At 46.2% G+C, this 25,703-nt stretch carries 26 protein-coding genes; 6 read left to right on the forward strand and 20 right to left on the reverse strand.

Annotated features, from left to right (window positions below; translation table 11 throughout):
* Nucleotides 1–2: 2 nt before the first annotated feature.
* Both FD975_RS07520 and pmbA read right to left on the reverse strand, forming a co-directional pair.
* Nucleotides 3–1,085, reverse strand: coding sequence for a TRAP transporter substrate-binding protein (locus FD975_RS07520; protein ID WP_215301539.1), 1,083 nt, complete (start codon nt 1,083–1,085; stop codon nt 3–5).
* Between the two features lie 81 nt (nt 1,086–1,166).
* Nucleotides 1,167–2,513 carry a metalloprotease PmbA gene (gene pmbA, locus FD975_RS07525; protein WP_215301541.1) on the reverse strand — a complete coding sequence of 449 codons (1,347 nt, stop codon included), beginning with the start codon at nt 2,511–2,513 and terminating at the stop codon, nt 1,167–1,169.
* 26 nt (nt 2,514–2,539) lie between these two features.
* Here pmbA and mog point away from each other — a divergent pair, with 26 nt between their 5' ends.
* On the forward strand, nt 2,540–3,163 hold the full coding sequence (mog, locus tag FD975_RS07530; protein ID WP_215301543.1) for a molybdopterin adenylyltransferase: 624 nt from the start codon (nt 2,540–2,542) through the stop codon (nt 3,161–3,163).
* A gap of 72 nt (nt 3,164–3,235) precedes the next feature.
* Here mog and orn read toward each other — a convergent pair whose 3' ends face one another.
* On the reverse strand, nt 3,236–3,823 hold the full coding sequence (orn, locus tag FD975_RS07535) for an oligoribonuclease (RefSeq protein WP_215301548.1): 588 nt from the start codon (nt 3,821–3,823) through the stop codon (nt 3,236–3,238).
* 15 nt (nt 3,824–3,838) lie between these two features.
* Between orn and FD975_RS07540 the strand changes: the two genes are divergently transcribed.
* Complete coding sequence (locus FD975_RS07540; protein ID WP_215301550.1) at nt 3,839–5,089, forward strand: M48 family metallopeptidase; 1,251 nt, start codon at nt 3,839–3,841, stop codon at nt 5,087–5,089.
* A gap of 23 nt (nt 5,090–5,112) precedes the next feature.
* Nucleotides 5,113–6,126 carry a ribosome small subunit-dependent GTPase A gene (gene rsgA / locus FD975_RS07545; RefSeq protein ID WP_215301552.1) on the forward strand — a complete coding sequence of 338 codons (1,014 nt, stop codon included), beginning with the start codon at nt 5,113–5,115 and terminating at the stop codon, nt 6,124–6,126.
* Here the strand turns inward: rsgA and FD975_RS07550 are convergent.
* The 6 genes from FD975_RS07550 to rpsP all read right to left on the reverse strand — a co-directional run bounded on the left by FD975_RS07550 (nt 6,071) and on the right by rpsP (nt 10,047).
* Nucleotides 6,071–7,030 carry a CobD/CbiB family protein gene (locus FD975_RS07550; RefSeq protein WP_215301554.1) on the reverse strand — a complete coding sequence of 320 codons (960 nt, stop codon included), beginning with the start codon at nt 7,028–7,030 and terminating at the stop codon, nt 6,071–6,073. The genes rsgA and FD975_RS07550 overlap by 56 nt on opposite strands.
* Nucleotides 7,027–7,764 (reverse strand): CoA pyrophosphatase, encoded by a 738-nt coding sequence (locus tag FD975_RS07555; RefSeq protein WP_215301555.1) that lies wholly within the window; start codon nt 7,762–7,764, stop codon nt 7,027–7,029. Before FD975_RS07555 ends, FD975_RS07550 begins: the two co-directional genes overlap by 4 nt.
* 66 nt (nt 7,765–7,830) lie before the next feature.
* Nucleotides 7,831–8,229: a 50S ribosomal protein L19 gene (gene rplS, locus FD975_RS07560; protein WP_114653724.1), complete on the reverse strand. Its 399-nt coding sequence runs from the start codon at nt 8,227–8,229 to the stop codon at nt 7,831–7,833.
* Between the two features lie 126 nt (nt 8,230–8,355).
* Nucleotides 8,356–9,102 carry a tRNA (guanosine(37)-N1)-methyltransferase TrmD gene (gene trmD, locus FD975_RS07565; protein WP_215301557.1) on the reverse strand — a complete coding sequence of 249 codons (747 nt, stop codon included), beginning with the start codon at nt 9,100–9,102 and terminating at the stop codon, nt 8,356–8,358.
* Nucleotides 9,103–9,144: 42 nt separating this feature from the next.
* Entirely contained in the window at nt 9,145–9,708 is a 564-nt protein-coding gene (rimM, locus tag FD975_RS07570; RefSeq protein WP_215301559.1) for a ribosome maturation factor RimM, read from the reverse strand.
* Between the two features lie 93 nt (nt 9,709–9,801).
* Complete coding sequence (gene rpsP, locus FD975_RS07575) at nt 9,802–10,047, reverse strand: 30S ribosomal protein S16 (RefSeq protein WP_011902362.1); 246 nt, start codon at nt 10,045–10,047, stop codon at nt 9,802–9,804.
* 253 nt (nt 10,048–10,300) lie between these two features.
* On the opposite strand from rpsP, the gene FD975_RS07580 reads away from it, so the two are divergent.
* The gene (locus FD975_RS07580; RefSeq protein WP_251371175.1) at nt 10,301–10,825 is read left to right on the forward strand and encodes an META domain-containing protein; all 525 of its coding nucleotides are present in this window, start codon (nt 10,301–10,303) and stop codon (nt 10,823–10,825) included.
* A gap of 42 nt (nt 10,826–10,867) precedes the next feature.
* Nucleotides 10,868–11,314, forward strand: a complete 447-nt coding sequence (locus FD975_RS07585; protein ID WP_215301561.1) for a hypothetical protein — start codon at nt 10,868–10,870, stop codon at nt 11,312–11,314.
* Between the two features lie 41 nt (nt 11,315–11,355).
* Here FD975_RS07585 and FD975_RS07590 read toward each other — a convergent pair whose 3' ends face one another.
* The 5 genes from FD975_RS07590 to FD975_RS07610 are packed head-to-tail and all read right to left on the reverse strand — an operon-like array spanning nt 11,356 to nt 17,553.
* The gene (locus tag FD975_RS07590; RefSeq protein ID WP_215301563.1) at nt 11,356–13,143 is read right to left on the reverse strand and encodes an acyl-CoA dehydrogenase; all 1,788 of its coding nucleotides are present in this window, start codon (nt 13,141–13,143) and stop codon (nt 11,356–11,358) included.
* Between the two features lie 44 nt (nt 13,144–13,187).
* Nucleotides 13,188–14,123 (reverse strand): electron transfer flavoprotein subunit alpha/FixB family protein, encoded by a 936-nt coding sequence (locus tag FD975_RS07595; protein WP_215301565.1) that lies wholly within the window; start codon nt 14,121–14,123, stop codon nt 13,188–13,190.
* Nucleotides 14,124–14,873, reverse strand: a complete 750-nt coding sequence (locus FD975_RS07600; RefSeq protein WP_215301567.1) for an electron transfer flavoprotein subunit beta/FixA family protein — start codon at nt 14,871–14,873, stop codon at nt 14,124–14,126.
* Nucleotides 14,874–14,931: 58 nt separating this feature from the next.
* Nucleotides 14,932–16,584: an acyl-CoA synthetase gene (locus tag FD975_RS07605; protein WP_215301573.1), complete on the reverse strand. Its 1,653-nt coding sequence runs from the start codon at nt 16,582–16,584 to the stop codon at nt 14,932–14,934.
* A gap of 48 nt (nt 16,585–16,632) precedes the next feature.
* On the reverse strand, nt 16,633–17,553 hold the full coding sequence (locus FD975_RS07610; RefSeq protein WP_215301575.1) for a histone deacetylase family protein: 921 nt from the start codon (nt 17,551–17,553) through the stop codon (nt 16,633–16,635).
* An 83-nt stretch (nt 17,554–17,636) separates the two neighbouring features.
* On the opposite strand from FD975_RS07610, the gene mltB reads away from it, so the two are divergent.
* Nucleotides 17,637–18,905 carry a lytic murein transglycosylase B gene (gene mltB / locus FD975_RS07615; RefSeq protein ID WP_215301577.1) on the forward strand — a complete coding sequence of 423 codons (1,269 nt, stop codon included), beginning with the start codon at nt 17,637–17,639 and terminating at the stop codon, nt 18,903–18,905.
* An 18-nt stretch (nt 18,906–18,923) separates the two neighbouring features.
* On the opposite strand, the gene cysM is transcribed toward mltB, so the two are convergent.
* From cysM to FD975_RS07645, 6 genes are all read right to left on the reverse strand, one after another.
* On the reverse strand, nt 18,924–19,835 hold the full coding sequence (gene cysM, locus FD975_RS07620; RefSeq protein ID WP_215301578.1) for a cysteine synthase CysM: 912 nt from the start codon (nt 19,833–19,835) through the stop codon (nt 18,924–18,926).
* A 41-nt stretch (nt 19,836–19,876) separates the two neighbouring features.
* A complete protein-coding gene (locus FD975_RS07625) occupies nt 19,877–20,272 on the reverse strand; it encodes a helix-hairpin-helix domain-containing protein (RefSeq protein WP_215301580.1) in 396 nt (131 codons plus the stop codon).
* A gap of 151 nt (nt 20,273–20,423) precedes the next feature.
* Complete coding sequence (locus FD975_RS07630; protein WP_215301582.1) at nt 20,424–21,167, reverse strand: hypothetical protein; 744 nt, start codon at nt 21,165–21,167, stop codon at nt 20,424–20,426.
* Nucleotides 21,157–21,948, reverse strand: coding sequence for a hypothetical protein (locus FD975_RS07635; RefSeq protein ID WP_215301584.1), 792 nt, complete (start codon nt 21,946–21,948; stop codon nt 21,157–21,159). The genes FD975_RS07630 and FD975_RS07635 overlap by 11 nt, the downstream gene beginning before the upstream one ends.
* On the reverse strand, nt 21,948–22,388 hold the full coding sequence (locus FD975_RS07640) for a hypothetical protein (RefSeq protein ID WP_215301586.1): 441 nt from the start codon (nt 22,386–22,388) through the stop codon (nt 21,948–21,950). Before FD975_RS07640 ends, FD975_RS07635 begins: the two co-directional genes overlap by 1 nt.
* A gap of 41 nt (nt 22,389–22,429) precedes the next feature.
* The gene (locus FD975_RS07645; protein ID WP_215301587.1) at nt 22,430–25,603 is read right to left on the reverse strand and encodes a CHAT domain-containing tetratricopeptide repeat protein; all 3,174 of its coding nucleotides are present in this window, start codon (nt 25,601–25,603) and stop codon (nt 22,430–22,432) included.
* Nucleotides 25,604–25,703: the final 100 nt, after the last annotated feature.

Below are 25,703 nucleotides of genomic sequence, written 5' to 3' on the forward strand. Positions count from 1 at the left end.
CCTTAAAGTTTTTTTGCAAAACTGTATTGCGCAAATGCCTGTTCTGCGACATTAAACCACTGCGCTTCCATGTTTCTGAAGACGCGATAGTCTTCAAAGATCTTTTTGAACTGAGGGTTCTTGACGGATTCCTCAGCGTAGGTTTCTTGGCTAGCCTTAAAGCAGGCATCCATAACTGAGGCATTGAACTTGCGCAATACTGCGCCACCTTGAACCAGTCGTTGTAACGCCGGTGGATTCAAGGCATCGTACTTGGCACACATATCAGTGTGAGCCTCAAAACAGGCTGCTTGCCATGCTGCTTGGTATGCTGGCGGCAATGAATCCCATTGCTTCTTATTTACCAAGAATGAGAGGCCCGCTGCGCCCTCCCAAAATGCGGGGTAGTAATAGTTTTTAGCAACCTTGGCTAGGCCTAACTTCTCATCATCATAAGGACCAACAAATTCTGCAGCATCAATAGTGCCTTTTTCTAGAGCTGAATAAATTTCGCCAGCAGGCAACTGTTGTGGCACTACACCCAACTTCGCAAGCACTTGACCCGCAAATCCAGCGATACGGAACTTAAGCCCCTTGAGATCTTCTGGCGATTTAATTTCTTTGCGAAACCAGCCACCCATCTGAGTACCAGTTTGCCCACCCATGAAGTTCACTACGTTGTAACTAGCATAGAGTTCGCGCATCAACTTCATACCATTGCCATGCAACATCCAAGCGGATTGCTGACGCGCAGTCATACCAAAGGGCGCCGCAGTATCAAAAATAAAAGCGCTGTTCTTACCTAAGTAGTAATAGCTGGCAGTGTGACCACACTCTACCGTACCATTTTGAACGGCATCCAATACTTGCAAAGCAGGAACCACCTCGCCCGCAGCAAATACTTTGACGTTGAACTTCCCATCAGTTGCTTTGCGCAAGGCGCTAGCAAATACTTCCGGTGTGCCAATTAAAGTATCTAATGATTTAGGAAAGCTCGAGACCAAACGCCAATTCAAGGTTGGCAAACTCTGCGCTATAGACGGAGTAGCTAATGCTGCTGCACCCGCACCAATAGTTGCCTTCTTTAAAAAGGAACGTCTTTGCATCTTCTTCTCCATCAAAAATATTTTTGCTTTGTGTTGTTGACTCTATTTTTTGTTGTCTGATGTTTTCAGATTGCGATTACTTTATTTACCGCCAATCGTCATTGATCCAATTAAGATGGAGCCGGTTTCTTTTGTTCCACGAATGAGTGAATCGCTACCAATCATCTGAATATCCATCAGCATATCGCGCAAGTTACTGGCAATCGTAATTCCCTCAACCGGGTACTGGATCTCACCGTTCTCTACCCAATAACCAAAAGCACCGCGAGAGTAATCGCCAGTGACGTAGTTCACGCCTTGGCCCATGAGCTCAGTAACTAGGAGGCCCGTACCCATTGCTTTCAAGAGTGCAGGTAATCCACCCTGAGGAGTCTTGCGACTTTGTATTGTCAGGTGATGAGAGCCGCCAGCATTGCCCGTAGTCTTCATACCGAGTTTTCTGGCAGAGTAAGTGGATAAGAAATAGCCTTGCAAGACACCCTTGTCGACCACTGTTCTTGCCGTTGTCTTAACACCCTCTTCATCAAACGGTGCACTACCAGTCATCGACTTTAGGTGAGGATTCTCAAAGAGACTAACGTGTTTTGGTAATACTTGTTTACCCAGGCTATCCAATAGAAAACTTGAGCGACGATATAGAGCGCCACCAGAAACAGCCTGCACTAAACCACCTAAGAGTCCAGCCGCTAAAGGTGCCTCGAAAATCACAGGGCAACGGCGAGTGGTTAGTGATCTTGCCTTAAGGCGCGAGAGTGCACGCTCTGCTGCGTATTTACCAATCGAAGCTGGATCGGCCAATTCTTGTGGGATGCGCGAACTGGAATACCAATCGTCTCTTTGCATCAGTGACTTCTTACCGCCCTCATTTGCAATCGGTGCGCAAGAAATGTAGTGACGAGAGAATGGGTAACCCCCCATAAACCCATGACTAGTCCCCATCATGAAATGTGCATGATGGGCAGATACCGATGCCCCATCGCTATTTTGAATTTGCTTACTCACCGCAAAGGCAGCCCCTTCAGCGGTACGTGCAATATCGATTGCAGTTGCTGAATCTAAATCCCATGGATGAAACAAATCGAGATCAAGTGGATGTTTTTCGAGAAGTTCTTTTTCGGCAGGGCCGGCACATAAATCTTCCGCCGTATGTTGAGCGATATGGTACGCAGCCTCAACCGTAGCCTTTAAAGACTCCTTGGTGAAATCACTGGTACTTGCATTGCCGCGACGATGCCCCAAGAAGACCGTTACCCCAACCTGCTTATCCAAGCTTTGCTCTATGGTCTCAACCTCACCCTTACGGACGGTAACTGAAAGGCCCTGCCCTTCAGAAACCTCTGCCACCGCATCTGAGGCACCCCGCCTTTTGGCATCCGTGAGCATGAAATCAATGATTTCTTGAAACTGGTTTGATGAGTATGTAAACATGTCCTAATAATAGCTAGAATAGAAACATGAAGCATACCGAAGCCTGGAAACGATCCTCCCCTGACGAAATCAAAATCGGCCTAATCTCGATCTCTGACAGAGCGAGTAAAGGCATTTATACAGATGAAGGGGTTCCCGCCCTCCGAGGCTGGCTAGAAAGCGCCCTCAGCACACCCTATGTCTTTCATGAGCGTCTGATTGCCGATGAGCGTGAGGTCATCACTGAAACTATTGTGGAGCTAACTGATGATCTTGGCTGTGATTTAGTCCTCACCACAGGCGGTACAGGCCCCTCTCGGAGAGATGTCACCCCTGAGGCCACCATGGATGCCGGAACCCGGGAAATGCCCGGATTTGGCGAGCAAATGCGCCAAATTAGTCTACGCTTTGTACCTACAGCGATTTTGTCCCGACAAACCGCTGTTTTGCGAGAAATCGAAGGGCATACTGCCCTCGTCATCAACTTACCAGGACAACCCAAATCCATCAAGGAGACGCTCGAAGGGCTGAAAGACGCTGAAGGAAAGCCCGTTGTGCAGGGTATTTTTGCCTCAGTACCCTACTGCATTGAGCTGTTTGGCGGCCCCATTATCCAAACTCATGAATCGGTCATTAAAGTCTATAGACCCAAAAGTGCCGTCAAGAAGTAAGGTGTCTTCATGGTTGAATAAAAAAGGTCTAGTAATAGACCTTTTTTAGATTGCCCATACTAGGAAGCAGAATTACTCCGGTAAAGGCACAATAAATTTTTCTCGGTAGTACTTGAGCTCTTCAATAGACTCTTCGATATCCGCCAAGGCCGTGTGAGCTTGTTTCTTCGTGAAGCCCTTTACCAACTCAGGATGCCAGCGCTTACAAAGCTCCTTAAGGGTCGATACATCAATATTTCGATAATGAAAGAATGCCTCTAGTTTTGGCATGTACTTGGCCATAAAGCGTCGATCTTGGCCAATCGTATTGCCACACATTGGAGCAATTCCAGGCTTGAGGTATTTCTTTAGAAAAGCGATACATTCTGCTTCAGCAGTCGCTTCATCCATAGTTGATGCCTTGACCTTATCAATCAGTCCAGAACGTCCGTGGGTACCCTTATTCCATGCATCCATTGCATCCAATAGGGCATCTTCCTGATGAATTACCCAAACAGGGGCGGTAGCAATGGTATTGAGATGCGCATCGGTGACGATCACGGCAATCTCCAAAATACGCTCTTTTTCAGGGTCTAGACCCGACATCTCCATATCCACCCAAATCAGGTGTTCACTGGCTGGCGCCGTCTTAACTGCTGGGATAACTATTTTTTCACTCATATCTATAATCATCTCATGACATTCACAATTGTTTTTCTAATCGCCTTCATCGCCAGCTTTGGTCTACGCCACTGGTTATCTCAACGCCAAATTCGTCACGTCGCCCACAATCGCGACGCAGTACCCCCTGAGTTTGCCTCCCAGATCTCCTTGGCCGAGCATCAAAAAGCAGCCGACTACACCATCGCCAAACTGCGCCTCGGTATTTTTGAGAATGGTGTCAGCGCGATTATCTTGATCAGCTTCACACTCTTGGGTGGTCTGCAAATTTTAAATCTGTCCCTTCTGCAACTATTGGGGGAAGGTATTGCGCAGCAAATGGCTTTACTTATATCCATTGTCATCATCTCCGGAATTATTGATCTACCCTTTTCCTGGTACAAACAGTTTTATCTGGAAGAACGCTTTGGCTTTAATCGTATGAATGCCAAATTATTTTTTAGTGATATGTTCAAAGGTCTCGGGGTTGGTGGTGCCATTGGTGTTCCCCTCCTTTGGGTCATTCTGAGTTTGATGGCTCAAGCAGGAGACCTTTGGTGGCTCTGGGCCTGGGGCGTTCTTACTGCCTTCAGTTTGTTAATGCAGTGGGTATTTCCGACCTTTATCGCACCAATCTTTAATAAGTTTGAAGCGCTAGAAGAAGGTGCACTCAAAACACAAATCGAAGCCTTACTCAAACGTTGTGACTTTGCAAGCCAAGGTCTATTTGTGATGGATGGCAGTAAACGTAGCGCACACGGAAATGCATTTTTTGCCGGAATGGGCAAAGCGAAGCGTATTGTCTTTTTTGATACCTTGATTGAAAAACTCAATCCCGGCGAAGTAGAGGCAGTACTGGCTCATGAACTCGGTCACTACAAGTGCAACCATATTCGTAAACGCCTACTGGTTTCTTTTGCCTTGAGTTTTGTCACGCTGGCACTACTAGGCTGGGTCAGCACTCAGCCATGGTTCTACAGCGACCTTGGCGTGATGCCTAACCCGAATGGGTATAACGGCGGCTTGGCTTTAGCGCTCTTTATGCTGGTATCACCAGTATTTAGCTTCTTCCTCACCCCGCTATCTAGCTTGGCATCACGTAAACATGAATACGAAGCCGATGGTTTTGCTGCAGATAAATCCTCCGCAAGTGATTTGATCTCGGCCCTGGTCAAGCTCTATCAAGACAACGCTTCGACTTTAACGCCAGATCCGATCTATACCGCTTTCTATAGCTCACACCCTCCCGCGCCATTGCGCATTGCCAACCTCAAACGTTTTAGCTAAGTAATCTGGAATTGATTTAGTTAATGGAACAATTTCATGCGCTATTAACCGCCTCCTATGGAAGACATTATTTAGCGCAGCGTTTAGTAAAAGATGATCGTGGCAATGAATCTCCTATCGGTGAATTAATTCAGGTAAGCACGCCAGCAAAGCAGCATATCGGCGCGGTAGGTGATCGCATGTTATTGGAAATGACTTCAGCTGATCAAGCGCGAATTATTCGCATCGAGCCAAGAGAAAATTTACTCTATCGATCCGATGCTTTTAAAAGCAAACTCATTGCCTCAAATGTTGATCAAATATTAGTCGTGCTAGCTACACAACCCGCTTTCTCACCCGATCTTTTGGGAAGAGCGGTTGTCGCTGCTGAGACCAATCAAATTGGTTTACATATTCTGCTCAACAAGTGCGATCTCAAAGATAACTTAGAACACGCCCGCAAAATCATTGCGCCCTATGCGCGTATGGGCTACCCCGTAACAGAGGTATCTGCCAAGTTTGATGAGTCCTCCATTGAAGCATTGCGACCAGCTATCTCCGGCAAGGTATCGGTATTTGTAGGTCAATCCGGTATGGGTAAATCTAGCCTACTCAATGCCTGGGTCCCCAACGCTGCAGCAATTACTCAAGAGTATTCAGTTCGCTTAGATACCGGCAAGCACACCACAACAGCTTGCCGCTACTTTGAGTTGCCTGAGACTTGGGGGCGTGATGCTAACGGCAAATTAGGTGCTTTAATTGATTCACCAGGCTTTCAGGAATTTGGCTTGGCCCATATGTCGGTGAGTGAGCTAGAGCATGCCTTTAGGGAGTTTCATGATCTGCTGGGCAAGTGTCGCTTTCATAACTGTGCCCATCAATCAGAGCCCGATTGTGCGATACGAGAAGCAGTCGACAGAAATGAAATAGCGCCAGAAAGACTGGCGCTATTTAGGCAATTACGTTCTGACTCAAAAACCGCTGATACGCAGATTCAGGGAATTAGCCAAGCCAAAGAGCGATGGTCAGCATTAGCAATAAAGCCATCCAAGCGATAACCAAGCGCCACACCAAGCCAATGGCGGAGCGCATCGTACGCTCATTCGGCTCAAGCCCCACTTCGTACACAACAGGCTCACCAGCTTCAGCCATGCGCAACGCTTCATCGCTATCGGGCTCGCTCATTGGCTCACCCAAACGAACGCCTAATGCACCACTACCAGATGCCAAGATCACCGCCGATAAAGAGTCGGACCATTTGCCAGTCAGGTGGCGCCATGCGTAGACAGCACCTTCAAAGTTACCGACGATCGCAAAGCCCATTGCCGTAATACGTGCAGGCACCCAATCCAATACGTAGAAGAAATGACGCGCTGCTTCACTTAAATTGAAATCACCTTTTTCTGACCAGCGCTGGGCAGCTGTATCAGCCAAGCGATACAAGACCACACCTGCAGGTCCCATTGGCATTAAGAACCAGAACAACACACCAAACACATGGTGGTGCGCGCCAATAATGGCGCGTTCCAGCGCAAGTGAAATAACTTCAGTCTCGGTGAGATTGGAAGTATCTAATTCGGGGCCGTACCAGTCACCTAAGGCTGTACGTGCTGCTGGCAAATCATGGTTTGCAATTGCCTCATGAACCAGCGTAAAGGAGTGGCTAAATTGGCGGAAGCCAAAAAATAAATAGGCAATGATGACATTCCACACAAATCCCAAAATTGGGAAGGTCACCATAAATACAACATAAATAATGAAGACTAGGAATGTTGGCAGTATGAATGCGACTAGGCAAGCCATACGCGCACCAACTGGACTGGCACCTTCCTCAGTCTTGCCGCCGAATTCGCCAGCAACCCAATCCAACCAGCGAGCACTCAAACGCGCGATCCAATGGGTCGAAGTTACTGGGCGATATTGCTCAGCAATGAGGGCGAAGAGAATAGAAAAGAAAGTCATACTTTTAGTAAATGATAAAGGTTACGCAACATTCCAGCAGTAGCGCCCCAGATAAAACGATTTTCATAGGGCATTGAATAAAACCGACGGCTACCCTGATCACTCTCCCAGACCCGCACTTGATGATTTGCGGGATCCATTAAAAAATGTAAAGGCACTTCGAACACGTCTGCTACCTCGAAAGTATCTAAGACATATTCTGCCTGAGGTTTTACAAATCCAACAACTGGAGTCACACTATAGCCCGAAACCGTTAAATACTGGGGTAAATGGCCGATGATCTCCACTGCAGCTCGATCAAGCCCAATTTCTTCTTCACTCTCCCTCAAAGCAGTTTCATGAGGGCTAGCATCATCAGGGTCCATGCGACCACCTGGAAAACTAATTTGACCAGCATGATCATGTAAATGATCGGTTCTTTGGGTTAGTAAAACAGACAAGCCCTCACTCTTCAGCAACAAAGGAATTAAAACAGCTGCCCGAGTAATCTTCCCAGCCGCCTGACGTTTAGCAATAATGTCAGCAGCAATCACCTGGCGATTTTCATCGGTAATCTCTGGCTGCCAAATTGGGAGGCTCTGAAAGCGACTTCTCAAAGCTAAAGGATCCAGAATATGCTGAGCTACCTTAGCCTGATCGTGACACACCTCGTGAATCGGAATTGACTGCGCATCAAAACTCAATGGAGTCGCAGCACTCAATCGTTGATCTTGGGTTTTGGAATCTTGCGTCATTCGTTTATTTTAGGGGGAATAAAAAAAGGCAGCCTAGGCCGCCTTCTTTTTGGATTAAAGCAAACCTTATTCCGCGGCTGTCTCAGCAACTGCTTTAACTTTGCGTGCAGGAAGTTTTTCTTTAATACGTGCAGACTTACCTGAACGATCACGCAAGTAGTACAACTTCGCGCGACGTACATCACCGCGACGCTTCACTTCAATGCTAGCGATCAATGGTGAGTATGTTTGGAATGTACGCTCTACACCTTCGCCAGATGAAATCTTGCGAACGATAAAGCTGGAATTGAGTCCGCGATTGCGCTTAGCAATCACAACGCCTTCAAAGGCCTGGGTACGCTTACGTGTACCTTCAACTACGTTTACACCAACGACTACTGTATCGCCAGGAGCGAAAGTAGGAAGCACTTTGTTAGCACTTAAGCGAGCAATTTCTTCTTGCTCAATTTTTTCGATCAAATTCATTATTAATCCTTAAACATCTTGTCAGCGTTTAATCCCGAGATTCTCATCAACGGACCAGACAGAGGATGCAGTTAAAACCATTTCACTAAATCAAAACACAAACACTTCATTCAAAACCATAATCACTTACAGCATTCGAAGAAATTGCTCATCTTCTTTACTTAGCAACCCATTTGCTCTTGCTGATTTAATTAAATCAGGTCTAAGCTTGAACGTCAGCTCTAAAGACTTCTGCCGACGCCAATCCGCTATTTTAGCGTGATGTCCGCCCAAAAGCACGTCTGGGACAGATAAATTTTCATATATTTCAGGGCGGGTGTAGTGCGGATGGTCCAAAAGGCCATTAATAAAGCTATCTTGGATGGCAGATTCCCCATCCCCTAAGGCCCCAGGAATAAGACGAATAACCGCATCCATCATCGTCATGGCGGGTAATTCACCACCAGAAACTACAAAATCACCCATTGAGAGCTGTAAATCAACATTCCGATCAATAAAGCGCTGGTCAACAGCCTCATATCGACCACAAATAAAGGTTAAATTACCGTAATTGAGGATATCTGTCGCTATCTCCTGAGAAAAGACCTCCCCTTGCGGTGCCAAGAGGCAAATAGGGCCAGATTGAATGTTTTGCGCCTGATGAGCCGCTTTAACAGCAAATATCGTATCTTCCAAAGGTTTTGCCATCATCACCATGCCAGGACCACCACCATAGGCACGATCATCCACGGTCTTACGTGGATCAGAACAATAATTCCGAGGATTCCAGAGATTAACCTTAGCGAGACCTTGCTCACAGGCGCGACCAGTGATACCCCACTGCGTTAATGCAGAGAACATTTCAGGAAATAAGGTGACTACATCAAAGCGCATATTGGAAATAAAAGATCAGTTACTTTTTTAGCTTAGAACCCACTACCAGTCAGGCTGCCAATCTAGAGTAATGAGTCTATTGGCTAAGTCCACGTTTTGCACTGCTTCTTTTACGAAAGGCACTAACTGTTTTACCGTCTTAGTTTCTGGATCGCCAAGAGCAATGATTCCGTGGGCGCCATTATCGTTCACGTCAATCACCTCACCCAGACTCTCACCTTCGAGATTAATTGCTTTACAACCAATCAGATCGACCCAGTAATAACTATCGCTGCCTGCTTTTGGAAATACTTCGCGTGCAACTAAGATGCGAGCACCTTTTAAAGCCTCGGCCTGATCACGATCGGTGATGCCTTCTAAAGCGATCACTACGGTACCGCTATGCATCTTGGCCTGCTTCACCTTGTAAAGCTCTAATGAAGCCTGCTCATGAGACGCAGCAACACCCGCACTCCGACGAGGAATGAGAGATAACCAAAGTTCTTTGCTAGATAAGAGGGCTACGGGATCGGTGGAATGAGGGCGAACCTTAATCTGACCCTGTAAGCCTTGAGCGTCTTGAACTGCGCCGAGCTCAATCAAATCATCTAGGGAAGGTGTATTCATATTGAAGCCACCTCAACTCCCCAAATAACACTACCAGTAAATTCTGCTACCAAAGACTTCATCATTGAGAGAAAGTCTTTGGATTTGAAGTCTTTAGACTGCAGGATTGTTTTTGATTAAACGAACTACTGTTGGAGAGATCTGCGCGCCAACACCAGTCCAATAGGTCAAACGATCTTGAGCAATACGCATTGCTTGCTCAGTCGCTGCTGCCTGTGGATTGAAGTAACCAATACGCTCGATAAAGTTCGAGTCGCGACGATTGCGCTTGTCTGTAGCCACGATGCTATAAAAAGGGCGCTTCTTTGAACCGCCGCGTGCCAGTCGAATGACGACCATACTTATTCCTTAAAATCTAAAATGAAAACAGGTTGATTACAACCCAATGAAATTACTACAAAATCTTGGGCTCCAACTAACTGAGCAAATTAATAAAACAAATGCACGGTATAGCGGAAAACCTCATATTCTAGACGAAAACCCCTACTTGATCCACCTATTTAAGCGGGCACCCTTTTAGCTTCAACAGTAGAATAGATTACAAGCAAAGCTAAAATAATTATTAAAATCAATTACTTACAGAATTATTACCATGAAAACTGCCATTTTTAGACCCTCCAGAGGCCCTATAAAGCGCTTTTTTCTAATTCTTTCTTGCCTCGGCTTAAGTTTTTTGACTGCCTGTGCCAATGTGATTCCGCCCTGCAACGCCAAAACCAGCCCTCCCAGCACTGAATTCCGAAACACCAAATGGGAGCTAGTTCGCTGGAATCTCGCACCTAATGCCAGAGGCGAGGTTCGTGCCAGACAAATTCCTCAGGGTGACAATAGCAACCCAATCCAAATCATCTTTGATGTCAATGGTGAACATGTGAGTGGGTCTACAGGATGCAATCGCTTTACTGCTCGCATTACTGAAGATGCCAGAGGCTTTACGCTGGATCAAATAGCCGCTACAAAGATGGCTTGCACACCACAACGCATGGAGCTAGAGAATGACTTTCTCTATGAATTAAATGATTACCGCTCGATTGTGCGCAATGGCGATCAGCTACTGATGATTGGCGTGGATCGTCAAGTCTTAAGCTTTATGCAAAAAAGTAGTATTCCAAAATAAAATACCCTTTATCGCAATTGAAATTCATCACTGAAAGTCTGAATGAAAAAGTACAAACTCCTATTCTGCTCACTCGGATTGTTTTTTCCGGGGACTGGCTTGAACTGTTTTTATTTGCAAGGACTTAAATCCTTCTGGGGTTGGGCTCAACTATTTTCATTTATTGGTGGAATTGCTGGTTGGCTGATTCTCAAAGACTCGCAATTTAATTCTGCGCCTGGTTGGGTTCTCATCACCTTTGGCTTTATCAGCTTCGAGGCGAGCTGGCTAACCACCATAGCTTATGGTTTACGTGCTGATGAAAAGTGGGATGCAGAATTTAATCCAAACATAGATCCGAGCAAAGCAACTAAATCAGGCTGGCCGGTTGTATTAACTGTGATCTTTTCTTTAGTATTTGGCGCTGGCGTCATGATGACCTTCCTCGCCATTGCCTTTGAGCAATTCTTTATTTCACAGCTTCAGGAAGCAAGAAAGCTATCCCAGTAATGCAGATAGCTTTTTGAATGGTGGTGACAGTTTTTTAAATCCTAAAACTGTTCCGCTGTCAGCGCATTAGTGGAATGCCCGCTCTCTAGGATCGAGGTTGCTAGAGCTTGAGATTGTGGCAATAGATTTTCTGCAAAGAAGCGAGCAGTAGCAATCTTGGCATCATAGAAATTCGGGTCGCCTGCACGCAACTCTTGGGCAGCAAGTAAGGCACGTGCCATTTGCCAGGCACCCAATACCAAGCCACATAAACGTAAGTAAGCAAAGCTACCGGCGTACACAGCCTTAATATCTGTCTTAGCATTTGCCACAATAAACTCAACAGCAGATTCAAAAGCAATTCGTGCCGCGGTTAATTGCTTCTGCACTGCTTTTGCATCTGCGGTGCCACTGCTTGCGAGATCTTTTTCAGTTTGCTGAATTTTTTCAGAGAATAGTTTTGCAGTTGCGCCACCATCACGCACCGTTTTTCTACCAATCAGATCATTTGCCTGAATAGCTGTAGTGCCCTCATAGATTGTCAGAATACGAGCATCACGATAATGTTGCGCTGCGCCTGTCTCTTCAATGAATCCCATGCCACCGTGCACTTGCACACCGAGGCTAGCCACCTCAATCGACATTTCAGTTGAGAACCCTTTCACAATCGGCACCAGAAATTCATAAACTGCTTGACTCTGCTTGCGAGCGGCTTCATCAGGGGATGCATGTTGGGCATCATATGCAGCAGCCGCGTAATACGCCAAGGCTCTAGATGCCTCGATATAGCCGCGCATAGTCATCAGCATCCGCTTTACATCTGGCTGATGAATAATTGCTACAGGACCTGGAGAGCCAGCTAGATCACGACTTTGCACTCGGTCTTTGGCATACTGCACCGCTTTTTGATAGGCACGCTCTGCAACCGCAATACCTTGCATACCCACTGCAAAGCGAGCTGCATTCATCATCACGAACATATACTCCAGCCCACGATTTTCTTCGCCTACTAAATATCCAGTTGCACCACCATGATCGCCAAACTGTAAGACTGCAGTTGGGCTAGCCTTAATGCCAAGCTTGTGTTCAATCGAGACACAGTGAACATCATTACGCTCACCAAGTGAGTCATCTGCATTCACCAAGAACTTCGGCACCACAAATAAAGAAATACCTTTCACACCTTCTGGAGCATCTGGCGTTCTAGCTAATACGAGATGGACAATATTCTTTGCCATGTCGTGCTCACCATAGGTGATGTAGATCTTGGTGCCAAAAATTTTGTATGCGCCATCAGTTTCAGGCACAGCACGAGCACGCACCATTGATAGATCAGAGCCCGCTTGAGGCTCCGTGAGACACATGGAGCCAGTCCACTCCCCAGAAATCATCTTCGGCACATAGCGCTCTTGCAACTCAGGGCTTGCTGCAGTTAACAAAGCCTCAATTGCACCATCGGTCAGCATTGGGCATAAAGCAAACGATAGGCTAGCCGAATGAACCATCTCAAAACATGCAGTTGCAATGAGCTTTGGTAAGCCTTGACCACCAAACTCTGCAGGATGAACAACGCCCTGCCAACCTGCTGCAGCAAATTGCTCAAAAGCATCTTTAAAGCCAGGTGTAGTTGTAACGATGCCATCCTTTAAAGAGCTAGGATTTTGATCACCGGCCCAATTAAGGGGTGCTACAACGTCTTGATTGAATTTGGCAGACTCTTCCAAAATTGCTGGGGCTAAATCGACATCAGCTCCAGCCTCAGCATAGGAAGGATAAGAAACAACCTGAGACAGCCCCGCTAGCTCGTTCATCACAAATAGCATGTCTTTTACTGGGGCTACATAAGGCATAAGTATTCCTATGAATTAGGTGTAAAGATAGTTAAGGGGATGTCTTAGACAAGCAAGTTAGTTAGTTCAGGTACAGCGGTATTTAAGTCAGCAACGAGACCATAATCAGCAACACTAAAGATTGGTGCTTCTGGATCTTTGTTAATCGCTACGATCACCTTAGAGTCCTTCATTCCAGCTAAATGCTGAATAGCGCCAGAGATACCTACTGCAATGTACAACTGTGGAGCAACAATCTTGCCAGTCTGGCCTACTTGATAGTCGTTTGGAACATAACCAGCATCCACTGCAGCGCGCGATGCGCCTAGGGCTGCACCTAGCTTGTCAGCCAATGGCACAACGATCTCTTGATACTTCTCGCCAGAACCTAAACCACGACCACCCGAAACGATCACTTTGGCGGCAGTCAATTCAGGGCGATCTGACTTAGTCAACTCGCGACCCACAAAAGATGATTTGCCAGAAACCTCAGCAGCCGTTTGCTTTTCTACTGCAGCAGATCCACCGCTTGCAGCAACTGGATCAAAACCGGTTGTACGAACAGTAATTACTTTGATAGGGTCAGCGGATTGCACAGTAGCAATCGCATTGCCGGCATAAATCGGGCGCTCAAAAGTATCAGTCGAGACAACCTTAGTGATATCCGATAACTGTGCAACATCTAACTTTGCAGCCACCCTTGGTAAAACATTCTTACCATTGGCAGTTGCTGGAGCCAAGATGTGGCTATATCCGTTAGCAATCGAAAGAATCTGCGCAGCTAAAGGCTCCGCCAGTTGATCGGCTAATGATGCAGAATCTACCTGAATCACTTTACGCACACCAGCAATTTGGGCAGCAGCCGAAGCGGCAGCATCAGCGCCACTACCAGCTACTAATACATCTACCTCAGGGGAACACTGTAAAGCGGCTGCTACCGCATTGAGCGTGGCTGCCTTTAAGGATTGATTATCGTGTTCAGCAATAACAAGTGCGGCCATTTAAATCACCTTCGCTTCATTTTTAAGTTTATCTACCAAAGCCGCTACATCAGCTACCATCACACCGGCAGAGCGCTTGGGTGGCTCTTCTACTTTGAGGGTTTTAAGACGTGGGGCAATGTCTACACCAAGATCTTCGGGTTTTACAATTTCCAAAGTCTTTTTCTTCGCCTTCATGATGTTTGGCAAAGTTACATAACGCGGCTCATTTAAACGCAAGTCAGTAGTAATAACCGCAGGTAAGGTAATCGCGATTGTTTCTAAGCCACCATCTACCTCGCGAGTCACACTTGCTTTACCGTCTGCAACCACTACTTTGGAAGCAAAAGTGGCTTGCGGAATATCCATCAAGCTCGCCAGCATCTGTCCAGTCTGATTGCTATCGTCATCAATTGCTTGCTTACCCAAAATTACAATCTGCGCTTGTTCTTTTTCAGAAAGGGCTTTCAGAATTTTCGCAACTGCTAAAGGCTGCAACTCGGCATCAGTTTCTACCAAGATAGCGCGATCAGCGCCAATTGCTAAAGCAGTACGCAATGTTTCCTGACATTGCGTTGGGCCGGCAGAAACTACTACTATCTCAGTCGCAACGCCTGACTCCTTGAGTCGAACCGCCTCTTCCACTGCAATCTCATCAAAAGGATTCATACTCATTTTGACATTCGCCAAATCGACACCGGAGTTATCTGATTTAACTCGAATTTTGACGTTGTAATCAACGACACGCTTTACTGCGACTAAGATTTTCATGCTGAATTCTCTATTTTTGAGTAACTTTTCTATTTTATCCGTCTAGCACCAATTAGAGTTAGACGTCGATTGCTGAAGCGGATCCTGCCTGCTTACGCAATTCAAACTTCTGAATCTTGCCGGTAGAGGTCTTTGGTAGCTCACAGAAAACAATGGCTCTTGGAACCTTAAAACCAGCCAGATGCTGCTTGCAATGAGCGATGATGTCAGCGGGCGTCACTTCCATACCCGGCTTGATCTCCAAAAATGCGCAAGGTGTCTCGCCCCACTTATCGTCGGGCTTGGCAACCACTGCAGCTGCCATCACTGCTGGATGACGATAGAGAACATCCTCAAGCTCCACAGAGGAAATATTTTCACCACCAGAAATGATGATGTCCTTGCTACGATCTTTCATCTTGATATAGCCATCAGGGTTCATCACTGCTAAATCACCAGAATGAAACCAGCCTCCCTCAAAGGCCTCTTTAGTTGCCTTCTCATTCTTGAGGTAACCCTTCATGGCGATATTGCCCTTAAACATAATTTCGCCCATGGTCTCACCATCAGCAGGCACAGGCTTAAGAGTCTCAGGATCAAGAACGGCAATTGCTTGTTGCATGTGATAACGAACACCTTGACGGGCATTGAGGCGAGCCCGCTCACCAATATCTACCTCATTCCACTCATCCTGCTTTACACAAACTGCTGCAGGACCGTAGACCTCAGTTAATCCGTAGACGTGCGTCAAATCAAAACCGAGCTTTTCCATGCCCTCAATAATCGAAGCTGGAGGTGCGGCGCCTGCGATTAAACCCTTCACTCCAGGAGGTACACCCTCCTTTAATTCATCGGGAGCATTGACTAATAGGTTATGCACAATGGGAGCCGCACAGTAATGCGTAACACCGTGCTCTTTAATGGCAGCAAAAATATGTTGCGCATCAACGCGACGTAGACAGACATTAATACCTGCACGAGCAGCTATCGTCCAGGGGAAGCACCAACCATTGCAATGGAACATGGGGAGTGTCCAGAGATAAATAGGGTGCTTATTAATATCCCAATCCAAAATATTCGAGACAGCATTAATCGCTGCGCCACGATGGTGATACACCACACCTTTTGGATTGCCGGTAGTTCCTGATGTGTAATTGAGGCAAATGGCTTGCCACTCATCCGCAGGGACTTGCCATGCAAACTGGGGGTCGCCCTCAGATAAGAGCTTCTCATAAGTCAGTGTGCCTAACTTCTCACCAGGAACATCAAACTCTTTTTCCTCGACATCAATTACTAAAAACTCACGGCCACTTTCTTTCTTGGCGATCTCAAGGGCTTTTTTCATCACCCCTGAAAATTCGGGATCCACCATCACCACTTTTGCCTCACCATGATTCAACATAAAGGCAACTGACTCTGGATCAAGGCGGGTGTTTAAGGCATTCAATACCGCTCCAGCCATCGGGATTCCGAAGTGCGCCTCAACCATTGGGGGTGTATTAGGCAACATCACGGCAACGGTATCACCCAAGCCAATTCCATGCTTTTGCAGAGCGCTTGCTAGGCGACGACAACGATCATAAGTCTGACTCCAAGTCTGGCGCAGCTTGCCATGAACGATTGCCAAGCGATCTGGATACACCTGGGCCGATCGCTCAAGAAATAATAGTGGGGTAATCGGAGTGAAGTTGGCTGAGTTTCGCTCTAAACCTTGCTCAAAAATATTAGCCATATGCGCCTTAAATATTGGTCTTTTTTTAATCTGAACTTCTAATTTCAATTAGATATCTGCGAGTGCTTTCACATGCGCAACCACGCTGCGGCCTAAAGCAGAAAGGTTATAGCCACCCTCTAGGCAACTGACAATGCGACCTTGAGCATATTGGTTTGCAACCTCTTTAAGCTGCTTAGTCATCCAAGCATAGTCATCCTCTACCAAGCCCATCTGCCCCAAATCATCCTCACGGTGAGCATCAAAGCCTGCAGAGATGATGATGAGCTCTGGCTCAAAGTCTCGTAAACGAGGCAACCACTGCTCTTCCACTATCGAGCGAACAACATCACCACGTGTAGATGCAGGAAGCGGAACATTTACCATATTGTTTGCCCCATCTAAGCCGCTGTAGGGATAAAACGGGTGCTGAAAGAAACTACACATCAGCACATTAGGGTCATTAAAGAACGCTGCTTCAGTACCATTACCATGATGAACATCGAAGTCAATAATGGCGACACGCTCAATGCCATACTCTTCCATCGCATATCGTGCTGCTACGGCAACATTATCAAAAACACAAAATCCCATAGAGCGGGTTGGCTCCGCATGGTGACCTGGCGGGCGCACCGCACAAAACACATTTTCAACTTCACCCTTCATAACCGCATCTACACCGGCAATGGCCGCACCCGCAGCACGCAAAGCGGCACTCCAAGTATGAGGGTTCATAATAGTGTCACCATCGAGCATGAAGTAACCGCTAGCAGGCGAACGCTCTTTAACAAAGGCGATATGATCTGGGCTGTGAACTAACTCCAATTGGTCTTCAGTTGCTAATGGCGCATCTAAATGATGCAGAAAGCGATCTACACCACTGCGAATCAGTTGATCATTAATTGCCTGAATGCGCTCTGGGCACTCGGGATGATGACTACCCATCTCATGCTTTAGAAAGTCTGGATGAGTTATGTATCCTGTTGTCATTACTAGAAATCCTCAATAGCAAAACTATTATTTTTATAATTTAATTAAACCTAGCAGAACATCAAAAACCCACTTTCTTATCCATGAATTTTCGCATCTCCAATCTCACATCAATACTATTCACAACCCTACTGCTAGGGGCATGCTCCAGCATCCCCACTCAGCAAGTTAGCCCTACAGAGACTATCGTAAACCAGTCTGAAGATGTCGCAACAGAAGCCCGTTTTAGCCAAAATCTCAATGAATTAATCGCTCAAATTGCCCAAACCCAAGGAATCCCTCAGACCAGCCTTGAATTAGGCTTCTCTGATGCTAAAACGATCCCCTCCATACGCAAATTGGTATTACCCCCATCGGGCAGCTTTAAAAAGAATTGGGTCGCCTATCGCAAGCGTTTTATTGAGCCAGTTCGCCTGAAAGCTGGCAAGGTCTTTTGGGAGCAAAACCAGGCATTCTTAAGCAAGGTTGAGCAAGAATCAGGCGTCCCAGCCGAAATCATCGTCTCCATTATTGGTATTGAAACCATTTATGGCCGTCAAACTGGTAATTACCGGGTCAAGGATGCACTTTCTACATTAGCTTTTAGCTACCCAGATACACCCAACAAAGCCAGTCGAGAGCAGCTCTTTAAAGACCAACTGCAAGAACTCATCTTGATGTGCTGGACTGAAGGGGGTGGCAGCTTGCCCGCCAATAATAGTCAGCAAGGATTGAATCAAACTCGCTTTAATGCCTGCCTGAATCAGAACAGCTCCTATGCTGGTGCGATTGGCCTGCCACAGTTCATGCCAAGTAGTATTCGCAGCTTCGCAGTAGATGGCGATGGTGATGGGCGCATTGACCTTAAACAAAGTCCTAAGGATGCTATTGCTAGCGTGGCTAACTTTATGAGAAAGCATGGCTGGCAACCTGGCATGCCGATTTACTTCCCTGTGCAGGAAGGGGCAGTCAGTGAGGCGAGAGCGCTAGCAGATGGAGAGCCACAACTCAAATACTCGGTTCAAGAGCTCATCGCAAAAGGCATCCTCACTAAAGAGCAAGGCGATCTTCAGGCTGGGGGTGTTGAACCACAAAGCAAGGCCCTCATTGTTGATCTACCTTACCCCGACAAAGATGGTGGTGATCAGGTTCGTTACGTAGTTGGACTTAATAATTTTCTGACGATTGTGCAATACAACCGCAGTTACTTTTACGCACAAAGTGTTGCTGAGTTTGCAGAAGTGCTAGGCTATAAAAATCAAAGCGTAGTTCCCACTACCGCAAGCAAAGCGAAGTCAGAAACAAAGTCAGGAGAACCGGTCAAACCTAAACCGAAGAAGCCTGCTAATAAGAAAAAACAGAAACAGGCTTAATAGCTTAGATTGGATGTATTACGCTGGGAAAACTCCAGTAGAAAGATAACGGTCGCCACGGTCGCAGACAATAAAGACAATCGTGGCATTTTCTACTTGGCGAGCAATTCGTAAGGCAACAACCAAAGCCCCGCCAGCTGAAATACCGCAGAAGATACCCTCTTCAGCAGCAAGGCGACGGGCCATTTCTTCAGCATCTGCCTGGCTTACATACTCAATACGATCAACCTTGTCGCCCTGATAAATCTTTGGCAGATACTCTGGAGCCCATTTACGAATACCAGGAATCTGCGAACCCTCTTCAGGTTGCGCACCAATAATCTGAATAGCGGGATTCATGGACTTGAGATAAGTAGAGACCCCGGTAATAGTTCCAGTAGTACCCATCGCGGAAATGAAATGAGTTACTTGACCATCTGTATCGCGCCAGATTTCCGGGCCAGTAGTCTCGATGTGAGCACGTGGGTTATCCGGATTTGCAAATTGATCTAACAATCTACCGCGGCCCTCTTTTTGCAATTGCAGTGCATAGTCACGGGCAAACTCCATACCCCCAGAGGCTGCCGTCAGAATTAATTCAGCTCCATAGGCAGCCATACTTTGTCGACGCTCAATACTTTGATTCTCGGGCATCACCAAAACCATCTTGTAGCCCAACATCGCAGCAGTCATGGCTAAAGCAATACCAGTATTACCGCTAGTTGCTTCAATGAGAGTGTCGCCAGGCTTGATTTCACCTCGCTCTTGAGCACGAAGGATCATCGACAGCGCAGGCCGGTCCTTAACCGACCCCGCTGGATTATTACCCTCCAACTTTCCTAGAATCAGATTACCTTTTAAATCGTTATCAGCGCCAGGAATACGTTGCAAACGAACCAGGGGCGTATTACCCACGGTCTGCGAAATAGTTAAGTAAGAAGGTGTGCTCATGAAACCATTTTAGCCATAAGCCAGGCTAGACGTAAAAGGGTTTAATTTCGGCGATTTCCTTCCGCACGATCCGCACTATGGCGAGAGCTAGTTTGACCACGAGGGCTGCGTCTACCAGCCTTGACTCCCTCTTTATTCGTCCTACCATGCGGTTCACGAAAGGAGCTGGGCGCCTCAATAGTTAAGCCGTTATCCACCATCTTTTCAACTGATTTCATACCAATGCCACGTACGCGTTTTTGTAAATCATTAGCATCCTGAAAATGCCCGCCATCTAAACGCTCCGCAATAATGGTTTTCGCTTTCGAAGGTCCGATACCTTTGATACTCTCCAGCTCAGACTGGGTGGCCGTATTGACGTTAATTGGTGAGGCTGAAGATAAAGCTGAGACAGCCACCAATACCGAAAATACTAAGGACTTTAATAATTGATTCATGTAATCTCCATCGGTTAATAAAAAATCCACTCACACGAAGTGCAAGTGGATCAGTTACAACGAATGGATCTAAAAAAGGTTTACTATTTTCTGTGAATGACGTGAGAATCGGAAATCAATTACGGATCACTAAGAAGATGCTTATTCAGGCTTAGTGGCTCAGGATAAATTGGGCTGCACGCTTGATAAGCTCATCCTCAGTTTGATTAAAGCCATGATAAGCAAAAGATTCACAGACGTTACCTTCACTCACACCACCTTCCATAATCTCAAGGCGAGAAACTAAACCTGCTCGCCTACCCTCAATTAAATTTCTAGATGCTGAAATTGGCGTACCACGACAAGCATCATCTTGATGGTGTATTGCGAGTACCGGCAGATTAACTTCCTCATTTATTGTTGCAGTTCTAACCGTACCCGCAACAATAATCCCGGATAGGAGGTTTGCAATCTGAGGGGATTTGTTTACAAAATTACTAGCCGTTGATGTTCCCATGCTGTGGCCAAAAATCCAAATGGGCAACCTAGTTCTAGACCGATAAAAAGCAATAGTCTCTGCCACCCGCTGAAGGTGATCTTCTCGATCCCTCTTATCCCCACGTTTCAGATCTCCTAAATCATAAGGAGTGTCTACTAAAACGGCATCAATTTGATATTGGGCCCACTGGTCTACAGATCTAACAAAAGTATGCCTGCTCCGGATTTGACCATCCTCCCGGATATGCAATTGGCCACCACCCCCAGGATAAAGCAGCACCAATGCTTTAGGTTGATGAGCCTGAATGAAGAGCGTACGCGTAGGCTTTTCATCAGAATGGGGTATATCTAGAACTTGAGAAAATACCCCATTAGAAATCAGGCATAAGAAAAGCCAAGCAGATAGTCTAATTACCAATGATTCCCTTAAGACCAGTGTAAATCGAAACTGCAGTAGTGCCGAGTGCAACAATAGTTCCACCATACTCCTGCAATTTCTTCATCATTCCATGTAGGCTAGTCGGAGAAATTCGACCTTCACCCAAACCACTGACAACTGCCTTCAGGAAAGGATTAATCAATGCAGTCCTGAGATGACGCTGCTTGCTGGCATAGGCAACACCACCAAGCAACATGCCTGTCAAAAAGCTAAAGGCAATACTAGCGGCATACTCCAAGACCTCACGCCACTCAAAAGCATTCTGTGGCCATATTGGCGAATGATCGACCAGGCCGGTCATCCAACTCATTCCAATTACAGAAGCTATTGCCAAAAATACGACCCCCATAAACCATTGGAATAAGCTTCTTGGCGCACTCTTAAATAGGAAGTAACCAAAGGGTAATGGCAACACCATAGAAATCAAGCGCAGATACAACGGCTTCGTATCATAAATAATCGTAATTAATCCATGCGCAGCCAATAAAAGCAGAAGAGGAATACCGATATATAAAATCACATCCAAAAACGATAGCAATAAACCTCTCGGCTCAGCTTGTTTTTGAGCCTGCTCATCAAGCAATAATTGAAGCTCAGCAATTCGATGTTCGTATGCTTCTTGATTGGGGATTTCTTCAAGGCGTCTTTCAAGCTCGGCCACTTTTGCCATCATTGGCTTAAATAGATATAAATCGCGAGTGCAAACCTTACAGACTGCAGCCTCCTCAGCAACCTCAGAAAGACAGTAAGGACAATTCATTACTTACTTACCACTAAGGTAAACACTGAATTTGTCTCACGACCGTCGACATCTTTGACGCTTACGCGAATAGTGTGACTACCTGGCGGCACATCCGCTTTTGCGAAGTCAATACCAGATGCGCTAATGGCATTTTTTAATCTTGGTGTTAAATCCACGAAAGGTGACTTCATATAAACCACTTTTATAGAAGCAGGGTCAATCTTTCCCTCGCCACGCGCCTCAAAGTTCACCTTAAAATCAATTGGCGAGTTCACTGGAGTATCCGCTTCCGGAGAAACCAACTTCACAGAGGGGCCACGAGAAATACCTCTTGTAGCTAAAGTGCCGGACGCCGCAGGTAAGGCGGCCTCCTTGGCGCTGATGAGCGGAGCCGCACTTGCCAATCCGGCAAAAAATATAAAAGCCGAAGTGCATAAGATTTGAATAAGTTTCATCATGATTCCAAAAAAAGAAAAATCTGTAGTAGTGAGATCTTAAATCAATCGCCCACAACTACAAATGGTGCCCAAAAAAGAGGGTGCGCATAGGAGTACTTCATAGTACCGCCCTCCTTCATACCCCCTTGATCCACTTGATTGAGCATTGACTGTCGTAAAGCCTCCGACTTGGTAATACCCTGGGTTTGTTGCTGACGCTTAAAAAGATCCGTCATTAGCTGCCGAGATGCAACAGAATCTACTGGCCAATTAGACACGAGTAGAGCTTTTGCACCCGCAAAGAAAAAGGCTCTACCCAAGCCTGAAACTGCCTCAGATCCTGACCCCTCTCCTGCAGCTGTATTACAGGCAGAGAGAACCACCCAGTCGGCATCCAACTTTAAGGCAATTACCTTATCCATTGTCAGCAAGCCATCATCTTTATCTCCCGTAACATCCGGGGATGACAAAGCAAGCGCAGGTTGCGTCAAGCCATTGAGCTCGCCTGGGACCAAACCGTGGGTCGAAAACATGACAACCTTACGATCCGATAAATCCATTGACGTGACCTGTTTTACGCTAGCCTGTTTATGCAAGAAAATATCACCAGGTTCAGCGCCCACTACCTTGCCTATCTCCTCGATCTCTAAACTGGTATCTGGCAAACGCGGTAACAACGCTAACTCAGCTGAGCTAACTCCAGCCGTTTTAGGTGCGCTTCGAAGCTTCAGTGGAATACCCCGAGTAGCCAGTTGAGTTGACTTCATTTGCTTTTGGGCACTCTTCTCTTGTTCGCTACTAAAGTAAGGGTCTCCAAAACCAACAAAGCTCTTACGATTCGGATTTCCATCAGGCAGACTACGAAGCGCAGTCAATGCAGTTACAGAAGGAATTTGAGCGATCGCAATCTCTTTTGTAAGCCAAGGTATTGACTTGTAACCAGAAAAAGCAATTGCACCCCCCTTTGAAGGCTGAACAGATGCTTGAGTAACTAACAATGAGAGTGGTAGCTGTCCAAGCTCTGCATGAGGAACTACCAACATTACCTTTTTACCCTTAAAGCTAGCTTCCACCGGCGCTAATAGCTCTTGATATAGCTTGTGTGCGAGCATGACATCAAATGGCGGGATTTCATCAATAGTTGACACTCCGGGATCAAGTGCCTTACGTAATTGTGCGACCTGCTTTGCCATTTGCTGACGGCCAATAGCCAACTGAGAAAATTGAGGTGGGCCTTGCTTACTGATGGCCCAAACATATCCCACATTCTCAGCAAAATACCAAGAAACCAGAACTTCATCCGGCCTCAGCAAACGTTGCGTCCGCTCAACTGAAGCTGGCTTAGGCTCAACAAGCTCAGCATATTCCGGAAATTTTTTTTCAATCTCCTTCTTCAAAGCCTCACGCTGAGATTTGAATGAGATGATATCGGCGCGAACCCTTTCCTGAACAGAGGGTAGCTGTTGATCTGGCGATGCAGAGCGTAAGCCTGTGAGCAATTCAGATAAGGTATTAATTCTTCTTTGCAAATCCTGCTCTTGTCTCGCAAGGTTTGCCAATTGTGGATCTTTAATGCTTGCTCGAGCCGCACTTGCTGTTAGGGCTCTTTGAACGCCGCTTCCTCTTGCAATGTCGGCAATCTGAAAAGCTTGTGCTGCAGCTGAAACTGCCTGAGCTGGATCTGTCTTCGCAGTATGTGCCAAGGCTGCTAGATAATTCTCCAAAAGGAAAGTCATGCGCTGTTGTTGCTTTACGCTAGTTGTATCATTTTCTGCATCATTACGTGCTTGATCTATCAAAATAGGTATAGAGGCTTTATAAGCAATGTCAGCCTCTGACCACTTACCCTCAGACTGAAGGCTTACGGCCTCAAATGCGCGCACCATTGCAATGCGTGGCGAGTTTTTATCGGAGGAAGATTCAAGTCGCTTAAGCATTCCATCAACCATCTCAAAGGCTTGTTGAGACTTACCAGTTTTGAGCATTGCCAAAACCCAATCCAGGTCACCAAATTGATAGCTTTTTGCCATTTCAGGATCAGTCTTAATTGCGGAGGCCATCTCTTCAAACACTTGATTAGCCTCAGCATATTTACCATCCGCTACAAGTGCCGTACCAAGCGATCTTTGTGCTGAGGCGAGGGTAGTATTTGCGCCCGTTGCACCCGCGGCCTTGACGGTACTCAATGCAGCTCTCGACAAAAGCACTGCCTCAGCATACCTTCCCTGCTCATTCACTATGACAGCAAGACTTCTGAGACCCCGTGCAACCTCAATTGAGTTAGAGCCAAAACTTGAGAGAGAAAGCGTGATTGATTTTCGAGCGTAGAACTCAGCATCAATTAATTTTCGCTGCCTGAGTAAAACGTTAGCTAAGTTTAATTCTCGATTGGAAATTTGGGTGACATAAACTCGGGGGTTATTGGAAGCATCCGTAGCTGTCCTAACGTCACTCCCAACAACATCAACTTTTGATGAACTATTTTTAACTTTTTCGTACTGTATCTCCAGTAAATGCAGTGTTTTTCTAAGAGAGCGTTCGCTCTCTAGCCATTGACCCTGACCGGAAAAATAAATTCCGCGAGCACTTTCATATGCACCCTCCCAGTTAGATCCGAACTCCATATAAGCCCGTGATCTCTTCAGGGTGCTTAATGTTCCATCCATCGCATCTAATGTTTTTTTTGCTGCTTCAAAGTTACCTGAATTGACATAGTAGGTGAGCAACAGTCTGCCCATGGTCATTTGAAAACCGGTCAAATTGGGTAAAGCTGATGCTTGATAGGCTTGAGCCTTTTGAATAATAGCAATTGCTTTTGACTGCTTACCAACTGAATTTTCGAGTACGCTCAGAGTAATTAAGTCATTCAAATGCAAGCGAGGAGTAGTTGAAGGGTATTGATTTACTGCAATTTCTAAATTTTTCAATGCCTCACCAGTGTTTCCGAGGTCTTCGTATGCGGCCGAACGTCTAGTGTAAAAATGGTTTAGAACTTCATTATCCTGCGATGTCGGCAACTGCTCTGCAACCACTTTTTTAGCACGCTCTACGATGGCGAGATCAGGTTTAGTTTGCTCAACTAATCTTAGAATATCTTTTATATCCCTCGGAGGCGCTTTAATTGTCTGCACATCAACATCCACCTCATCCTTGCCTGGCACTGCAAATGCAATGGTTGAGACCAATTGAATACCGCAAAACAGAATGAGTGCCAAGAATAAAGGGGGCTTACGCATCGAAAAATGTCCTAATATTTATAAGGAATATGGTAGCTTAGATGGCAAGGCCATGCGCAAAGCCCAACTTAGTGGTTTGCCTAGGACAACCAGGAAATAC

This window comes from Polynucleobacter sp. AP-Jannik-300A-C4 (assembly GCF_018688335.1).
GTDB lineage: Bacteria > Pseudomonadota > Gammaproteobacteria > Burkholderiales > Burkholderiaceae > Polynucleobacter.